This window comes from Acinetobacter lactucae (assembly GCF_013122135.1).
Classification (GTDB): Bacteria; Pseudomonadota; Gammaproteobacteria; order Pseudomonadales; family Moraxellaceae; genus Acinetobacter; species Acinetobacter lactucae.
In genome coordinates this window covers 3398581-3414255 of record NZ_CP053391.1, presented here as the reverse complement: position 1 = coordinate 3414255, position 15675 = coordinate 3398581, and the positions used below count along the sequence as shown (strand labels likewise).

Below are 15675 nucleotides of genomic sequence, written 5' to 3'. Positions count from 1 at the left end.
CATGAGCTTAAGTGATGATGAACAATTCGACAGCTTAAAGTCGTTCGCAAAAAAATATGGTTCTGCCATCATTAGCGGGATTCTCATTGCATTGATTGCCTTTTTTGGGTGGGAATATTGGCAAAAAAGAAATCTTGCAAGCAGCCAAGTAGAAACTGCAAAAGTACAGCAGTTAATGGATGAGGCAAATGCGAGTGCCGATAATCCTAATGCTTTAACTTCAATCACTGCATCGGCAGATAAAATCGTAAAAGATGATATCGATTCTGTTCAGGCCATACAGACTCAGTTCGTATTAGCAAAATTGGCCTATGAAAAACAAGACTATGCAGCTGCTGAAAAAGCATTGAAAAAAGTTGAAAATTCAAAAGTCAAAGATGAAGGCTTGATTCAGGTTGTAAAATTGCGTTTAGCAGATGCACAATTGGCGCAAAACAAATATGATGAAGCACTAAAAACCTTGTCTGGTAATGTCGATCCTGCATTTAAAGCAACAGTAGAAGAGTTACGTGGTGATATCTTTGTTGCCAAGAAAGATATTGATTCTGCTAAAAAAGCGTATCAAGCTGCATGGGATTCGTTACTAGAACGTAAACAAGAGCGACAAATTTTACAAATTAAACTCGAAAGTGTTGGCGTTTTAGTTGAAGATCCACAGATTGAGCGCCCAATTTTGGAAACACAGGTGGAAGAGTCTTAATGAATCAGAAATTCAAACTGCCTTTGGCAATTGCAATCGCATCGGCTGTACTGGTGGGATGTTCTAGTAACAAAGTAAAAGAAGCAAAACCAAATCCACTACCGAAATTGACTGAGTCAAAAAAGACTCTAGTACCGGTGTTTTCGCGCAGTGTTTCTTCTACTGATAAGGCAGATCCGTTACGTTTACAGCTTGATGCAAGTGAAGGTGTAGTTTTTACGCTTGATCCAAAAGGTGAAGTTGCTGCATATCGTGGAAAGCAACGCCTTTGGGAGAAAAAAGTTACAAAACTAGGCCTAAGCTCTGGTGTTGAAGCTGCCGAAGGAATTGTTGTTGTTGGTAATAGTAAAGGTCAACTGTTTGCATTAGATCAGGCAACAGGTGAGCAGAAGTGGACTGCACAGTTATCAGGTGCATTGTTAAGTCCGTCACTTGTTCAATCTGGACGTGTGATTACCATTGCTAATGATGGTACTGTATTTGCTCATGATGCTGCTTCAGGCCAACAAGTTTGGGCGTATAAATTACCAAATGTCCAATTTAGTTTACGTGGACAAGCATCACCAGTAAGTCTTGACCCGCGTACCGTATTAATCGCATCTGCGAATGCATATATTTATGCAATTGATACGATTAGCGGTATTCCACGTTTCCAACGTCGTGTTGCGGTAAGTGAAGGTCGTTCTGATATTCAACGTCTGATTGATATCGATGGCGATCCTACGGTTGCCGGACAGTTTATGGTAACGACTAGTTTCCAAGGTCAAGTAACTGTAACTGACTTAGCTTCTCAACGTGTTGTTTGGAGTGAAGACTTGAGCAGCACAAAGCGTCCAGAAGTTTATGATAACAAAGTATTTGTTTCTTCTACGGATGGTAAGTTGACGGCTTATGACTTAACGACAGGCGAACAGGTTTGGCAAAATGATAGTTTATTGAACCGCCATTTAAGTAACCCGGTTGTGTTGGGATCAGACCTTATTGTTGGTGATTTAGATGGCGTATTACATCTTGTTGATCCGGCAACAGGTAAGCTAATTGGTCGTTCAAAAACAAGTGGTGAGGTCAATACATTACGTGTTATTGAGAACCAACTTTACGTTTCGACCAGAAAAGGCGATTTAAGTATTTGGCAGAATCGTTAATTTCGTTTGCTTGTGCTAAAATAGCCGCTTAACAAATTACGCTGTTAAAAAATATCGGGGTGTTTGAATTAAATCAGTTCAAAGCCCCGTCTTTTATTATGGTCATATCTGACCTTAAAATATATCTCCTGTATTGTTTCTAATGCTCATGCCATGAGATATGGCTGGTCTTGAATTAAGGTTATTGTATGAAACCCGTTATTGCGCTCATTGGTCGTCCGAATGTCGGAAAATCAACGTTATTTAACCAGATTACCAAGAGTCGTGATGCACTTGTAGCCGACTTCGCGGGCCTGACTCGTGACCGTAAATATGGTGATGCGACTTATCAAAATAAGTCTTTCATTGTTGTTGATACTGGTGGTATCGGTGAGAGCGAAGGCGGTATTGATAACTACATGGCCGAGCAGTCAAAAACAGCGATCAACGAAGCAGACATTATTATTTTTGTAGTTGACGCTCGTGCTGGATTGTTAGCTTCTGATGAGCAAATTGCTCGTGAACTACGTACTTTAGGTAAGAAAATTTATCTTGTTGCGAACAAGGTAGATGGTGTTCATGCGGAAGCAGCTTTGGTTGAGTTCTACAAACTTGGTATGGGTGAACCATTACAAGTTGCCGCTAGCCATGGTCGTGGCGTACAGCAAATGCTGGAAGACGTACTTGCAGAAGTTCCAGAAGATGAAAATCCTGAAGAACATGACAAAGATACTGGCTTACGTTTAGCAATTATTGGTCGTCCTAACGTTGGTAAATCAACGTTGGTCAACCGTTTGCTTGGTGAAGACCGTGTGGTGGCATTTGACCAACCAGGTACAACTCGTGACTCTATTTACATTCCTTTTGAGCGTGAAGGCCGTAAATATACTTTAATTGATACAGCAGGTGTGCGTCGTAAAGGTAAAGTTGATGAAATGATTGAGAAATTCTCAATTGTTAAAACTTTGCAAGCAATGAAAGATGCGCATGTTGTCGTGGTTGTCGTCGATGCACGTGAAGGTATTGTTGAGCAAGACTTGCATTTAATTGGCTATGCGCTTGAAGCTGGTCGTGCCATGGTTATTGCCATCAACAAATGGGATAACATGTCTGAATATGACCGCAAGCAATGTAAGCTTGATGTTGAACGTCGTTTTGACTTTATTCCATGGGCAAAAATCCATTTAATTTCTGCTTTACATGGAACTGGGGTAGGTGATTTATATCCTTCTATCCACCGTGCTTATGAGTCTGCGAACTTAAAAGTATCACCAGCTAAATTGACTCAAATTTTGAGTGATGCGACAGAAGCTCATCAACCACCAATGATTAGCGGTCGTCGTATTAAAATGCGTTATGCGCATATGGGTGGACAGAACCCACCGACTATCGTGATTCATGGTAATAAGGTTGATAAGACACCTGCGGATTATCGTCGTTACTTAGAAAACGTGTTCCGTAAAGTATATAAACTTGAAGGTACGCCAGTTCGTATTGACTTTAAAACTTCTGAAAACCCGTTTGAAGGTCGTAAGAGTCAGGTTGATGAACGTACTGCTGCACGTCGCCGTCGCTATATTCAAAAATTTAAAAAAGCAGAGAAAAAATTTAACCGTTAAGTTTTTTTCTGTTCAAAAACCCAAAGTTTTCTTTGGGTTTTTTTTGCAAATAAATGAGCTAGTCCGAAGAGTTATGAAAAAGTGTGAGTAATAAACGTAATTTTTTGTAAATTTTATAACGAATGCTATAATCAGCATTTTTATAAAATAATTTATATTTCGACAGAATAACGCGGCCTAGGGTTCATTTTTTAGCATGGTAACATTACATCTTGCTCAGCTTATATTTACACATGCTCAACCTTCCTACGCGGCGCTCGACTGCATCCCAGCTATGCAGCGTAGACGTTTATCACCATTGGCCAAACTTGCTTTAAATAGTGCGATCGGTGCATTAGAAGGTAGTAAGGCCGATTATATTGTTTGGGTATCAAAATATGGTGATGAGACCAAAACGTTAAATATCTTGCAAGATGTTTTAAATGATCAAACTCCATCACCTACACAATTTTCAACGTCTGTTCATAATGCAATTTCTGGCCTCTATTCAATTTTATGTCAGGATGATACTCCCTCTACAAGCTTAAGCTGTTCATGGACTGAAGGTTTGATTGAGGCTTATGCACTTTTAAAGTCAATGCCTGAGATTAAGCGGGTATTAGTTGTTGCTTATGATGAGCCATTACCTAGTATTTATGCTGAGGCAATTAATTTTCCTGCCTATGCGATGGCTGCTGTCGTTACTTTAGAGCAACCTAATTTACAAATTACTGCGTGGATGCATACAGATGAAGCAGATGCTCCTGCTTTTGCTCATTTTTGGCAGGATGCCGACCAGTTAACATCTGCATTTGGGTGGAACAAATGCTAAATCTTAAAAATCTCAAGCAAAAAAGTAATTATTGCTGGCGTGTGGCTGCCACTGGTTTTAGCTTTGCCAGTTTTGGGCTGGGTGGTATGGCAATTGCCTCAGTAATTGCACCAGTATTAAATGCAACCACTTCTGATCCACAAAAGCGGCAGCAACGTGCGCAAAATGTGATTAAACATAGTTTTAAAGGCTTTACCGACATGATGGTCAAACTTGGCATCATGACTTATTCGGTAGAGGGTTTAGAGAAGCTACAAAATAGTCGCCAAGAGCTGGTGATTGCCAATCATCCGACTTTGATTGATGTTGTAGTACTAATTGGTATGATGCAGCAGGCTAATTGTGTCGTGAAGCAATCTCTTTGGTCGAACCCATTTACTAAAGGACCGGTACAAAGCGCAGGTTATATTTTAAATGCAGGTTCTCAGCAATTTGTTGAAGACTGTGTAAAGCGTTTAAAAGAAGACAATGCGGCTTCTCTTTTAATTTTTCCGGAAGGCACGCGTACTGAAAAAGGGATGACCCTAAACGAGTTTCAGCGAGGCGCAGCCAATATTGCCATTCGTGCAAATGTACCAATTCGCCCAGTAATTATTACTTGTACACCATCTACTTTAACCAAGAATGAAAAATGGTATCACGTACCATCTCAACCATTTCATATCGAGGTCAAAGTATTAGATGCTGTACAGGTATCAGATCTGTTAGATGATTTAACAGTAGGACCTAAACAAGTTCGTCAGTTAAGTCGTAGTTTTTATAAAATTTTTGATGAAGAGTTATCTTGAAATGAGCAATCTTGCTGATGAACTAAAGCAAATGATTATTGATGTTCTAGCACTAGAAGATATTACTATTGCCGATATTGATACAGAAGCTCCATTATTTGGAGAAGGTTTAGGATTAGACTCGATTGATGCACTTGAGTTGGGACTGGCTTTGAAAAAGCGTTACAACATTCATTTAAATGCAGAGTCGGATGAAACCAAACAGCATTTTAAGTCAATCCAGAGCTTGGTTGCTTTAGTTGAAGCACAACAGAAGTCATAAGGAGCATGATGATGTTATCTCAAGAGCAAGTATTAACTAAACTCCGCGAATGGATGGAAGATTTGTTTGAGATTGAGCCAGAGACTGTTCAACTCGATTCGAACCTTTATTCAGACCTTGATGTAGACAGTATTGATGCGGTCGATTTAGTCGTAAAAATTAAGGAGTTAACAGGTAAGCAAGTAAAACCTGAAGACTTTAAAAATGTGAGAACCGTGCTTGATGTCGTGACGGTTATTCAGAACATGACTGCTGAATGAAGTTTGTTCTTAAAGGGATAATGACGGCACTTTTTGTGCTGTATCCCTTTATTGTGGGCTGGAGTTTGACTCACGGCCAATTTGTCTGGGTGAGTGCTTTACTCATCGGGTTGGGTGTGTTCAGACTTTTTAGCAAAGGCAACTCGTTATTATGGCCATTAACGGGTTTTGCTATCGTTTGCGGTAGCCTGAGTTTATTGTCACATGATCATGCTTGGCTAAAGCTATATCCAGTGGGTATGAGTTTAGGTGCATTAATTATTTTTGCGCTGACGCTCATTAAGCCACCGTCTATGATTGAGCGCTTTGCCCGACTCGTTGAACCTGATTTACCTGCTTCTGGCGTACAGTGGACCAGACAGGTCACCAAAGTTTGGTGTGTTTTCTTTTTTTGTAATGCACTGATTGCTTTAGGCACTGTGCTTTTTACTTCAACTCAGGTTTGGGTCATTTATAATGGCTTTATTTCTTATGTGCTGATGGGCATTTTGTTCCTTGGTGAATTTATTTTGCGTAAGCGACATCAGCGTTTACATTCTTCAAATCATTAATTAAAAATTATGTATTGCCATTTTCAGAAATTCATCGATTCAGCTCAGCCACTTTGTATAGACGGTACTCTAAACTCGACCAGTTTTAATCAATTTTGGCAAGATGTGGCTATACAAGCAGCTGCAATTGCTCAAATGGAAAATTTAACTTGGGCTTTATGGGAAGCAGATAGTTATGAATTTCTGGTTTTATTCTTTGCTGGTTTGCTAGCGAAAAAACAAATACTTTTGCCACCCAATCGAGTGCGTGAATTAGAACAAGATTTTACAGCGCAGCAGATTTATTTTTTAAAGCGTCAAGAGATTGGAGAAGTTGTTCCTTTATCTTTAACTTTAGACGATGCTTTTTTAGAGCAGGCTCAACTCTATTTTTATACGTCAGGTTCAACAGGGGAACCTAAAAAAATTCCAAGAACACTTAGACAATTACTTAACGAAGTTCAAGGGTTGAGTCAGAGCTTTAGTTTCGATGAGCATGCAATTGCGATTGCAACAGTTAGTCATCAACATATTTATGGATTACTGTTTAAATTACTGCTACCACTTGCTACTGGTCGAAGTTTTTATGTGCCTCAAATGGCATTCCCTGAAGATGTAGTACAAGCCCAAAAACAATTAGAAATGTTGGGATTAAGCAATTATTTGATCTCAAGTCCTGCTTTATTAAAACGTTGGACAACCGATGTTGTTTTACAAAAGTGCCAGATGGTCTTTAGTTCAGGTGGCAAGCTAGAAAGAGGTATTCGCCCTTTACTAAATCGTCCGATTATTGAAGTTTTGGGAAGTTCAGAAACTGGTGGTATTGCCCATCGTGCTAAAGATGAAGATGCTTGGACTGCATTTAGTAATGTGGCTATTCGTATTGAAGACCAACAGCTCATAGTAAAAAGTAACCATGCCTTTGAGAATGACTGGATTACTACAGGTGATGGCGCCGCATGGACAGATGCAACATGTCAGACTTTTAGGCTGATGGGGCGTACAGATCGAATTATAAAACTTGAAGAAAAACGTTTAAGTCTAGATGCGATCGAACAAACTATTCAGGCTCTAGATGTTGTAAAACACTGTCATGTACTAGTACTTGAACATGAGCAACGCCAAATGTTAGGTTGTATTGTCGTTCTAATAGAACAAGCTTGTGAACAATTACAGCAACAGTGTAAGTCGGCTTTTGTCAGTCATTTAAAACAGCAGTTGAAAGACAGTTTGGAAACCATAGCAATTCCACGTCAGTGGCGTTTCCTCAGCCAGTTACCACAAAATACTCAGTCCAAACTCAATAAAAACTATTTGAAAACTCTATTTAAGCCTATGTTACAACCTGTGGTGCTGTCACAGTCTCAAAATTCAGATGACTATATTTGGGAGTTAGAATTTCCCCCTGAATTAGCTTGTTTTAAAGGACATTTCCCAACACAACCGATTTATCCTGGAGTTGGGCAGATCGGTTTTTTACAACATTTTGCTAAATCAATTTGGTCTGATTTGAGCTGGTGTCAGGGATATGAGCAGTTAAAATTCCAAAACCTGATTCGTCCTTATGCTGTGGTACAACTCAAGCTTTCTCGAAAAGATCATAAAGTGAGTTTTGAATTACGCGATTCAGAACAAATTCTGGCTTCAGGGCGATTATTATTTGCTTTGCAAACAGAAGCAGAGGGTTAAAAATGCAGACCAATTACGGCTTTGTTGTTCCGGTTTATAACCATCCACACTATTTAGCAGATTTGATTGCTTATCTGGATAGTTTTCATCTACCGATTGTGTTGGTCAATGATGGCAGTGATGCCGCATGTAGCCAAATTTTAAAAGCATTGGCAGAGCAATATTCCCAAATTCATCTTATTGAACATGATGTGAATAAGGGTAAGGGGCAAGCCGTAATGACTGGTTTACGTGCAGCCTATGAGCTTGGGTTAAGTCATGCATTACAACTCGATTCGGATGGTCAACACTGCTGGGATGACATTCCAAAATTTATTGAGCAGTCTCGGCAACATCCCGATGCAATGGTGATTGGTCAGCCATACTTTGATGCCTCTATTCCTAAAAAGCGCTTATATGGCCGTTACATTACCCATTTTTGGGTCTGGTTAAACAGTTTGTCTTTTGAAATTAAAGACAGCATGTGCGGGTTTCGCGTGTATCCGCTTGAGAGCACAATCAAGGTATTGAATAGTGCTAAGTTCCAGCCACGTATGGGTTTTGATAGTGAAATTTTAGTACGTTTAAAATGGGAAAATACTCCTTTTATTAATGTACCAACACCTGTGGTTTATCCAGAGCAGGGTATTTCTCATTTTCATGCTTGGCGAGATAATTTAGGGCTAAGTAAAGCGCATGCAACCTTGTTTATGGGGATGCTGATTCGCTTACCGAAGCTATTAAAACAAAAGCTGCAAGGTTAATTATGACAGATTCAGCTTCACCAAAATGGAACGACATTAAAGAGCGAGGCGGCATGTTGCCCCTCATGCTGATGTTGTGGTTTTACCGTTTTGGTGGACGTTGGTTATGCAAGTTGGTGATGTACTTCGTCATCATGTGGTATTGGTTATTTGCTGTCACAGCAAGGCAGGCTTCCTTACTTTATTTACAAAAACTTCATCATTTTGCTGGATCGAAGTCGCCGTTTAACCACCAACCAAATTGGACAAATAGCTACGCGCATTTCATGCAATTTGGTGAATGTATTTTAGATAAGATTGAGGGTTGGCTAGGCAATATTCCCGAGCAGAAACTACAAGTTTTTGGACATGAAAACTTCTCTCAGCATTATCAAAAAGGTGCTCTGATTATTGTCTCTCACTTTGGCAATATTGAATTGCTTCGAGCCATTAAGTCAGAGCATCCGCAGAAAATTAATGTACTGGTTTACCAAAAGCACGCGACAAAATTTAATGAGTTTTTGAAAAAAATAAATGATAAGGCAGATGTGTGTCTTTTATCAGTTGATGAGCTGGGTATTGAAACTGCAATGCTATTGCAAGACAAGATGCAACAAGGTGAATGGGTCATTGTGGCGGCGGATCGTGTACCTGTGCAGTCAGATCGTGTACAGCAAATTGATTTTTTAGGGGAGCCAGCATCCTTCCCTCAAGGAGCATGGATTTTAGCAAATTTACTCAAAGTACCTGTTATTGCAGTGTTTTGTTATCGAGTACAACAGCAGTTTCAAGTGCATATCCATTCAATTGCCGAGCAGGTAAATTTACCACGTGCTAACCGTATAGAAAGTATGCAAACCATCACTAAAACATACGTTGCTGTTCTAGAACAGCATTGTCTGCGTGCCCCTTATCAATGGTTTAATTTTTATAATTTTTGGACGAAATAACATGCGTGTGTTAACCGTAGGTGAACAGCCACTGAGTATTGAAGATGTCGTTTCTGTAGCAAGAGGCGAATGTCAGGTTGCTTTACCTGAAACGTCTGAGTGGCGTGAACTGATTCAAAAAGGCGCTGATTTTCTCGATCAGCTCCTTGAAGAAGAAGGGGTTATCTACGGTGTGACCACGGGTTATGGCGACTCATGTTTGGTTGAAGTACCATTACATCAGGTTAATGAACTACCGCTACATCTTTCACGCTTTCATGGTTGTGGTTTAGGTGAAAATTTAGATGTCATCACTGCACGTGCAGTAGTTGTGACACGTTTATGCTCGTTAGCTCGTGGTTATTCAGGCGTATCTTTAGCTTTGCTTGAACGTCTGGCGTGGCTACTAAATGAAAATGTAATTCCAGTCATTCCATCTGAAGGTTCAGTCGGAGCAAGTGGTGACTTAACGCCGTTGTCTTACATTGCGGGAACATTAGTCGGTGAGCGTGATGTCTATGTTGATGGACAAATTGTTCCTGTTGCTCAAGTCTATGCTGAAAAGAATATACAGCCTTTAACGCTCAGACCTAAAGAAGGTTTGGCACTTATGAATGGCACAGCGGTGATGACGGCAATTGCTTGTTTGAACTATAAAAAAGCAGAGCAAATTGCACTTGCAAGTACTTTAATTACCGCCTTGAATGTGTTGGCGTTGGAAGGTAATCCTAGTCATTTTGATGAAGTGCTGTTTGCACAGAAACCTCATCCGGGACAGCAACAGATTGCCAAGCAATTACGTGACTGGCTGAACAGTGAAGTACAAACAGCACACCAAAGTCCACGTTTGCAAGATCGTTACTCGTTGCGCTGTGCGCCGCATATTATTGGTGTGTTTGAAGACTCAAAAGTATGGTTGCGTCAGTTTATTGAAAATGAGCTGAACTCAAGTAACGACAATCCATTGATTGATCCAGTCGGTATGCGTGTATTGCATGGCGGGCACTTCTACGGTGGGCACATTGCGCAGGCAATGGATAGCTTAAAAATTATGATTGCCAATATTGCTGATTTGATGGATAGACAAATTGCACAGCTAGTCGATCATAAAATGAATCATGGCTTACCACGTAATTTAACGGGTGCAACAGCAGAGCGTTTGCCATTAAATCATGGCTTTAAAGCGGTACAAATTGGGGTGTCGGCGTGGACGGCTGAAGCTTTGAAAAATACTTTAGCAGCTTCAATTTTTTCACGTTCAACCGAATGTCATAACCAAGACAAAGTCAGTATGGGAACCATTGCTGCGCGTGATGCTAGCCGCGTAATTACCTTAACGCAGCAAGTTATTGCAGCACTTTGCTGCGCGAGTGTGCAGGCGATTCATCTGAAAGGCCTTACTAAAGAGCTAAGTCCGACATTGCAGGCATTTATGCAATGGACCTTACAAAGCTTTGCATTTGTCGAAGAAGACCGACCATTACAAACCGAATTACAACAGATTGTTGATCGTTTAGACCAACTTGAATTGTTTAATCAACCAGAATTTATGGGATAAGGTGAGCCAATGCATGCAGATGTAATCATTGAAATTCCATTTCATGATGTCGATACCATGAATGTGGTTTGGCATGGACACTATTTAAAATATTTTGAGATTGCGCGCTGTAAATTGCTCGATCAATTTCATTATAACTATATGCAGATGAAAGAATCAGGTTATGCATGGCCTGTGATTGAAAGCCATGTTCGCTATGCATACGGTATTGAGTTTGAACAAAAGATTCGGGTTCGGGCCATTTTAAAAGAATGGGAAAATCGTTTGAAAATTGATTATTTGATTTTTGATGCTGAGTCAGGAAAACGTTTAACCAAGGGTTATACCACACAGGTAGCGGTGAATATTGAAGCTCGTGAAATGTGTTTTCAATCGCCACAGGTTTTGTTTGATCGCTTGAATGCATGGTCTGAGTTTCAACCGAAGAGGAATGCGTGATGTCTCAATTCATCAAAACTTTAGGTTTAGGTGCTGCTGTTTGGATGAGCAGTTTAAGTGTGGTCTATGCAGCACCAGCACAAATTACTCAAATTTTTCAGCAATTGTCACAGTCTCCTACGGTTCGTGCTGATTTTGAACAGCAAAAAAAATTGCCATCGTTGAATAAAACTTTTGTATCGAACGGCTCATTGTTGTTCTCAAAATCTTATGGTGTGGCATGGCAAATCAAACGTCCTGTGCAAGCAGATTTGATCGTTACCCCAACCAAATTGATACAGAAAACTCAGCGTACATTTAGCCAAATACAAGTTGATCAATCGCCATATAGTTCGGTCGCGACTTTATTCTTACAGCTCATGTCTGGTAATGAACAGGCCTTAGCAAAGAATTTTAATGTAGTAAGTGCGAATTATAGTCCAGCGGGTTGGAGCATGAGCTTAACTCCGAAAAGTAGCTTGTTTAAAAAGTTATTTGTGCGTGTTGATGCTCAAGGTCAACAGTACGTCAACCAAATCGTGATTACTGAGAAAGCGAATAATTTAACGACTATTCGTTTTAGTCACCAGACTTCTCAACCGACGACTCTAACGGCTGCTGAGCATGCGATTTTCCAACTGGCAAAATAAGTTTACCGCGCTTTGGTTAATTGTTCTGCTGCTGATTGCTGTGGGGCTGGGCGTGACGTGGCTGAATAAAGATATTCATATTCAAACTAATATTTTTGCGTTATTGCCTAAAGTTCAGCAAGATCCAGAACTTGCACGTACTCAGCAGTACATGAATGAGCAACTCAACAATAAAGTATTTGTGGTGGTAGATGCCAAAGATGAGGCTGCGATACAACAAGCGACTCATTTCTTAACAGCGCAAGCGAAGCAAAGTGCGTTATGGCAACCACTCAAACCACAGCTTGATTTTGACCAGTTTGCAAAGCAGTTGTATCAACATCGAGCAGGTTTGTTGAGTGCTCAAGATCAAGCCTTATTGGAAAAGCAGGATTATGCTGCGCTGACTGAACAAAGCTTGATGCAGATGATGAGTCCAGGCATGCCTGTCACTGCTGAGTCACTTAAGCAAGACCCGCTATTATTGTTCCCTCGTTATGCCATGCAGTTGGCAACCCCGTCGCAACAAGATATTGAAATGGAGCAAGGCTTTGCCACAATTCATCATGAGCAAGGTATCTCTCGGCTTTTCGTATTACAGTTGACGCAAAGCCCATACAATATTGATTATCAAGAACAGACCTCTACTTGGATTGAGCAGACTAAGCAAAAGCTAACGGCAATGGGATTAAAATCTCATTGGACTGGAACTATTTTATTTTCAAATTTTGGGACGCAATCGGCTAAGCAGGAAATCTCAACCATTGGTGTTGGCTCGACACTGGGCTTAATTTTTCTGGTTTGGTTCGGCTTTCGCTCACTGCGACCTTTGGTAACCGAGTTTATTGCAGTTTCAACTGGAAGCTTTGTGGCATTTGCAGTCACACATTGGGTGTTTGGTGAAATTCACCTGATGACATTAGTGTTTGGTGCCAGTCTAATTGGTGTCTGTGTCGATTTTTCATTTTATTTTATGGCGATGCAATCGCAACATAGAAAGCTTGGTGGTTTTCAAATTTTAAAACCGCTATTACCAAGTTTGTTTATGGGCTTAATGACCACATTGGTTGCTTACATCTTTTTGAGTTTTACTCCGTTTCCTGGGTTTAAGCAGATTGCAGTCTTTTCAATTGTGGGATTAACTGCGGCGTGGATCAGTAGTGTTCTACTATTACCAAGATTACCTGCACTCAATGCCCAGCCAGCAATAAAAGCACTGTCGTGGATTGGACAAGCACGGTTATGGTTTCAGCAACGAACCAAAGTTCGTTACAGCTTGATTGCAATCATTTTAGCAGTAGGTACGGCGAGTCTTTTCTATCTTAAAAGTAACGATGATATTCGTAACTTACAAGGTATGGACGCGAGCTTAAAACAGCAAGACCAAGCGGTTCGTGAGCAATTTGGCCAGCAACAAAGTAGTGATTATTTTGTGGTGCGTGCAGCATCGGCAAATGAAATGCAGCAACAAGAGCAGCAACTGATTGGTCATTTGCAAAAGTTACAGTCACAAGGGAAAATCAGTGCGTTTCAAGCTCTGGGTCAATGGATTCCACCATTGGCAGAGCAGCAAAATAATCTACAACTATTAAGAAATATTCCAAAAGCGACTTTGCTGCAATATGCACAAAGTATGGGGCTAAATGTTAATGATGTTTTACAGTGGCAACAGCAACTGGCAGCACAACCGTTATTAGATTTTTCTGTATTTAAAGATCACCCTTTAGCTTTTCTACAACCTCAAGCCAATGAACGATTAGTGATAGTGACAGGGGCAAAACAGCCTGACGCTTTAAAGCAGCTTCAGAATGATCACATACATTTCCAGCAACCGATTACTGCAATGTCGCAAATGTTTGCTGAACATCGAGTGCAGGCTCAACATCTTCTGATTTATGCCTTAATTGGTTTGGCAGTTGGTTTGGCGCTTATTTATGGACTAAGTTCGATTGTGCCTTTGGTTCTGCCAGTCAGCTTGGCATTACTGAGCACTTTTGCTGTTCAGGCATGGTTAGGTGTCGAGATTAACCTGTTTAGTATTATGGCGACCTTTCTGATTATCGGGATTGGAGTCGACTATGCAATTTTCTACCGACATGGACATGATCATCCGCAAGTAGTTGGAATGGCATTGTTTTTATGTATGATGTCGACCTTACTTGGTTTTGGATTACTTTCATTTAGCCATACTTACGCAATTCATTGTTTTGGTTTAACGGTTTTATTCGGGGTTATTTTCTCATTTATCTATGCGACTTTGTTAACCCCCGCAGATGAAAAACATATCGTGAATTTACAAGACCATTCATAATTTGAATAAATTAAAAAGGAAGTTGTGCTATGAGCACTATAGAAAAAATTGATGTCGTGATTATTGGGGCTGGGCCATCAGGTAGTTCTGCTGCTGCACTTCTTCGAAAAAAGGGCTATACCGTTACGCTCATTGAAAAACAGTATTTCCCTCGTTTTTCGATTGGTGAGTCATTGTTACCGCAGTCTATGGCGTTTTTAGAAGAGGCTGGTTTATTAGAAACAGTCCGTGAGCATGTTGAGCAATATGCTTTTCAATTTAAAAACGGGGCAGCTTTTCTACGCGGCAAACAGCGTAGCTTTTACGACTTTACTGAAAAATTTACCGATGGGCCGGGGACGACTTGGCAAGTTCGCCGTGCAGATTTTGACAATTTACTAGCAAAACAGGCTCAAGTTTATGGCGCAGATATACGCTTTGGACATGAAGTCTTAGATGTTGATGTTGCATCTGAACAGCCTGTACTTACAGTAATTGATGAAGAACAACAGCGTTATCAGATTCAAACTAAATTCTTGTTAGATGCGAGTGGCTTTGGGCGGATTTTGCCAAAGTTATTAGATTTAGAGAGCCCATCAAATTTTCCGGTACGACGTGCACTGTTTACCCATATTGAAGATGGAATTACTGATGATCCTGAATTTGACCGTAATAAAATTTTAATTACCGTTCATGAAAAAGATCATCGTGCATGGTATTGGCTGATTTCATTTGCAGATGGACGAGCTTCTTTCGGTGTGGTGGCAGAACAAGACTTTTTTGACAAATACACGGTCGAAAATGCTGAAGATAATGAGCCTGAGGCAATGTTTAAGCGTATTTTGGCTGATGAGCCAAGCTTGTCACATGTCTTGCGCCGTGCAAACTTTGATACACCAGTGCGCACCTTGGTTGGTTATTCAGCGAATGTAAAACACTTGGCAGACCGCAACTATGCGCTATTAGGTAATGCGGGTGAGTTTCTTGATCCAGTTTTTTCATCAGGTGTGACGATCGCTTTAAAATCTTCCAGCTTGGCTGTACCTTTGGTTGAGCGTGTTTTGCAAGGTGAGCAGGTAGACTGGTTGCAAGAATATGAAAAACCATTACGTCGTGGTATTCAGGTATTTCGTGCCTATGTTGAGTCATGGTATGAAGGCGAGTTTCAAGATGTAGTGTTCTCACAAAATCAGAATGAAGGCATTCGCCGTATGATTTCTTCCTTACTAGCGGGTTATGCGTGGGATGAAAAAAATCCGATTCATAAAAATGCTAAACGTAGGCTCAGCACCTTGGCAGAATATTGTCGTGAAGGTTTGGCGCAAGAACAGGTACTTGAGGGATAAC

The 15675-nt window shown here is 40.5% G+C and carries 16 protein-coding genes; all 16 read left to right on the top strand.

Features of this window, described 5'->3' with window-relative positions; all coding sequences use genetic code 11:
• Position 1: 1 nt before the first annotated feature.
• The 16 genes from HLV59_RS15955 to HLV59_RS15880 all read left to right on the top strand — a co-directional run bounded on the left by HLV59_RS15955 (position 2) and on the right by HLV59_RS15880 (position 15674).
• Positions 2-700, top strand: a complete 699-nt coding sequence (locus HLV59_RS15955; protein WP_016144303.1) for a YfgM family protein — start codon at positions 2-4, stop codon at positions 698-700.
• Positions 700-1845: an outer membrane protein assembly factor BamB gene (gene bamB / locus HLV59_RS15950; protein ID WP_171430364.1), complete on the top strand. Its 1146-nt coding sequence runs from the start codon at positions 700-702 to the stop codon at positions 1843-1845. Before HLV59_RS15955 ends, bamB begins: the two co-directional genes overlap by 1 nt.
• A 188-nt stretch (positions 1846-2033) precedes the next feature.
• Entirely contained in the window at positions 2034-3443 is a 1410-nt protein-coding gene (gene der, locus HLV59_RS15945) for a ribosome biogenesis GTPase Der (RefSeq protein WP_005066184.1), read from the top strand.
• 196 nt (positions 3444-3639) lie between these two features.
• Positions 3640-4254, top strand: coding sequence for a beta-ketoacyl synthase chain length factor (locus HLV59_RS15940; protein WP_171430363.1), 615 nt, complete (start codon positions 3640-3642; stop codon positions 4252-4254).
• A complete protein-coding gene (locus HLV59_RS15935) occupies positions 4239-5042 on the top strand; it encodes a lysophospholipid acyltransferase family protein (protein ID WP_171430362.1) in 804 nt (267 codons plus the stop codon). The genes HLV59_RS15940 and HLV59_RS15935 overlap by 16 nt, the downstream gene beginning before the upstream one ends.
• A 1-nt stretch (position 5043) precedes the next feature.
• A complete protein-coding gene (locus HLV59_RS15930) occupies positions 5044-5304 on the top strand; it encodes a phosphopantetheine-binding protein (RefSeq protein WP_000067033.1) in 261 nt (86 codons plus the stop codon).
• Between the two features lie 5 nt (positions 5305-5309).
• On the top strand, positions 5310-5564 hold the full coding sequence (locus HLV59_RS15925) for an acyl carrier protein (RefSeq protein ID WP_001987856.1): 255 nt from the start codon (positions 5310-5312) through the stop codon (positions 5562-5564).
• Entirely contained in the window at positions 5561-6115 is a 555-nt protein-coding gene (locus HLV59_RS15920) for a COG4648 family protein (RefSeq protein ID WP_171430361.1), read from the top strand. The genes HLV59_RS15925 and HLV59_RS15920 overlap by 4 nt, the downstream gene beginning before the upstream one ends.
• Before the next feature lie 9 nt (positions 6116-6124).
• Positions 6125-7783: an AMP-binding protein gene (locus HLV59_RS15915; RefSeq protein ID WP_171430360.1), complete on the top strand. Its 1659-nt coding sequence runs from the start codon at positions 6125-6127 to the stop codon at positions 7781-7783.
• Between the two features lie 2 nt (positions 7784-7785).
• Entirely contained in the window at positions 7786-8526 is a 741-nt protein-coding gene (locus HLV59_RS15910) for a glycosyltransferase family 2 protein (protein ID WP_171430359.1), read from the top strand.
• A 2-nt stretch (positions 8527-8528) separates the two neighbouring features.
• Positions 8529-9455 (top strand): LpxL/LpxP family acyltransferase, encoded by a 927-nt coding sequence (locus tag HLV59_RS15905; RefSeq protein WP_171430358.1) that lies wholly within the window; start codon positions 8529-8531, stop codon positions 9453-9455.
• Position 9456: 1 nt separating this feature from the next.
• Positions 9457-10992 carry an HAL/PAL/TAL family ammonia-lyase gene (locus HLV59_RS15900; protein WP_171430357.1) on the top strand — a complete coding sequence of 512 codons (1536 nt, stop codon included), beginning with the start codon at positions 9457-9459 and terminating at the stop codon, positions 10990-10992.
• Positions 10993-11001: 9 nt separating this feature from the next.
• Complete coding sequence (locus HLV59_RS15895; RefSeq protein WP_000542808.1) at positions 11002-11430, top strand: acyl-CoA thioesterase; 429 nt, start codon at positions 11002-11004, stop codon at positions 11428-11430.
• Entirely contained in the window at positions 11430-12059 is a 630-nt protein-coding gene (locus tag HLV59_RS15890; protein ID WP_171430356.1) for a LolA family protein, read from the top strand. The genes HLV59_RS15895 and HLV59_RS15890 overlap by 1 nt, the downstream gene beginning before the upstream one ends.
• Entirely contained in the window at positions 12034-14349 is a 2316-nt protein-coding gene (locus HLV59_RS15885) for an MMPL family transporter (RefSeq protein ID WP_267313491.1), read from the top strand. The genes HLV59_RS15890 and HLV59_RS15885 overlap by 26 nt, the downstream gene beginning before the upstream one ends.
• Positions 14350-14378: 29 nt before the next feature.
• Positions 14379-15674 carry an NAD(P)/FAD-dependent oxidoreductase gene (locus tag HLV59_RS15880; RefSeq protein ID WP_171430355.1) on the top strand — a complete coding sequence of 432 codons (1296 nt, stop codon included), beginning with the start codon at positions 14379-14381 and terminating at the stop codon, positions 15672-15674.
• Position 15675 lies beyond the last annotated feature (1 nt).

Coding starts and splice junctions, on each gene's coding strand:
- HLV59_RS15915 (WP_171430360.1), top strand. CDS start 6,125: ATGTATTGCCATTTTCAGAAATTCATCGATTCAGCTCAGCCACTTTGT.
- HLV59_RS15955 (WP_016144303.1), top strand. CDS start 2: ATGAGCTTAAGTGATGATGAACAATTCGACAGCTTAAAGTCGTTCGCA.
- HLV59_RS15910 (WP_171430359.1), top strand. CDS start 7,786: ATGCAGACCAATTACGGCTTTGTTGTTCCGGTTTATAACCATCCACAC.
- bamB (WP_171430364.1), top strand. CDS start 700: ATGAATCAGAAATTCAAACTGCCTTTGGCAATTGCAATCGCATCGGCT.
- HLV59_RS15885 (WP_267313491.1), top strand. CDS start 12,034: ATGCGATTTTCCAACTGGCAAAATAAGTTTACCGCGCTTTGGTTAATT.
- HLV59_RS15925 (WP_001987856.1), top strand. CDS start 5,310: ATGATGATGTTATCTCAAGAGCAAGTATTAACTAAACTCCGCGAATGG.
- HLV59_RS15895 (WP_000542808.1), top strand. CDS start 11,002: ATGCATGCAGATGTAATCATTGAAATTCCATTTCATGATGTCGATACC.
- HLV59_RS15920 (WP_171430361.1), top strand. CDS start 5,561: ATGAAGTTTGTTCTTAAAGGGATAATGACGGCACTTTTTGTGCTGTAT.
- HLV59_RS15940 (WP_171430363.1), top strand. CDS start 3,640: ATGGTAACATTACATCTTGCTCAGCTTATATTTACACATGCTCAACCT.
- HLV59_RS15880 (WP_171430355.1), top strand. CDS start 14,379: ATGAGCACTATAGAAAAAATTGATGTCGTGATTATTGGGGCTGGGCCA.
- HLV59_RS15905 (WP_171430358.1), top strand. CDS start 8,529: ATGACAGATTCAGCTTCACCAAAATGGAACGACATTAAAGAGCGAGGC.
- HLV59_RS15900 (WP_171430357.1), top strand. CDS start 9,457: ATGCGTGTGTTAACCGTAGGTGAACAGCCACTGAGTATTGAAGATGTC.
- der (WP_005066184.1), top strand. CDS start 2,034: ATGAAACCCGTTATTGCGCTCATTGGTCGTCCGAATGTCGGAAAATCA.
- HLV59_RS15930 (WP_000067033.1), top strand. CDS start 5,044: ATGAGCAATCTTGCTGATGAACTAAAGCAAATGATTATTGATGTTCTA.
- HLV59_RS15890 (WP_171430356.1), top strand. CDS start 11,430: ATGTCTCAATTCATCAAAACTTTAGGTTTAGGTGCTGCTGTTTGGATG.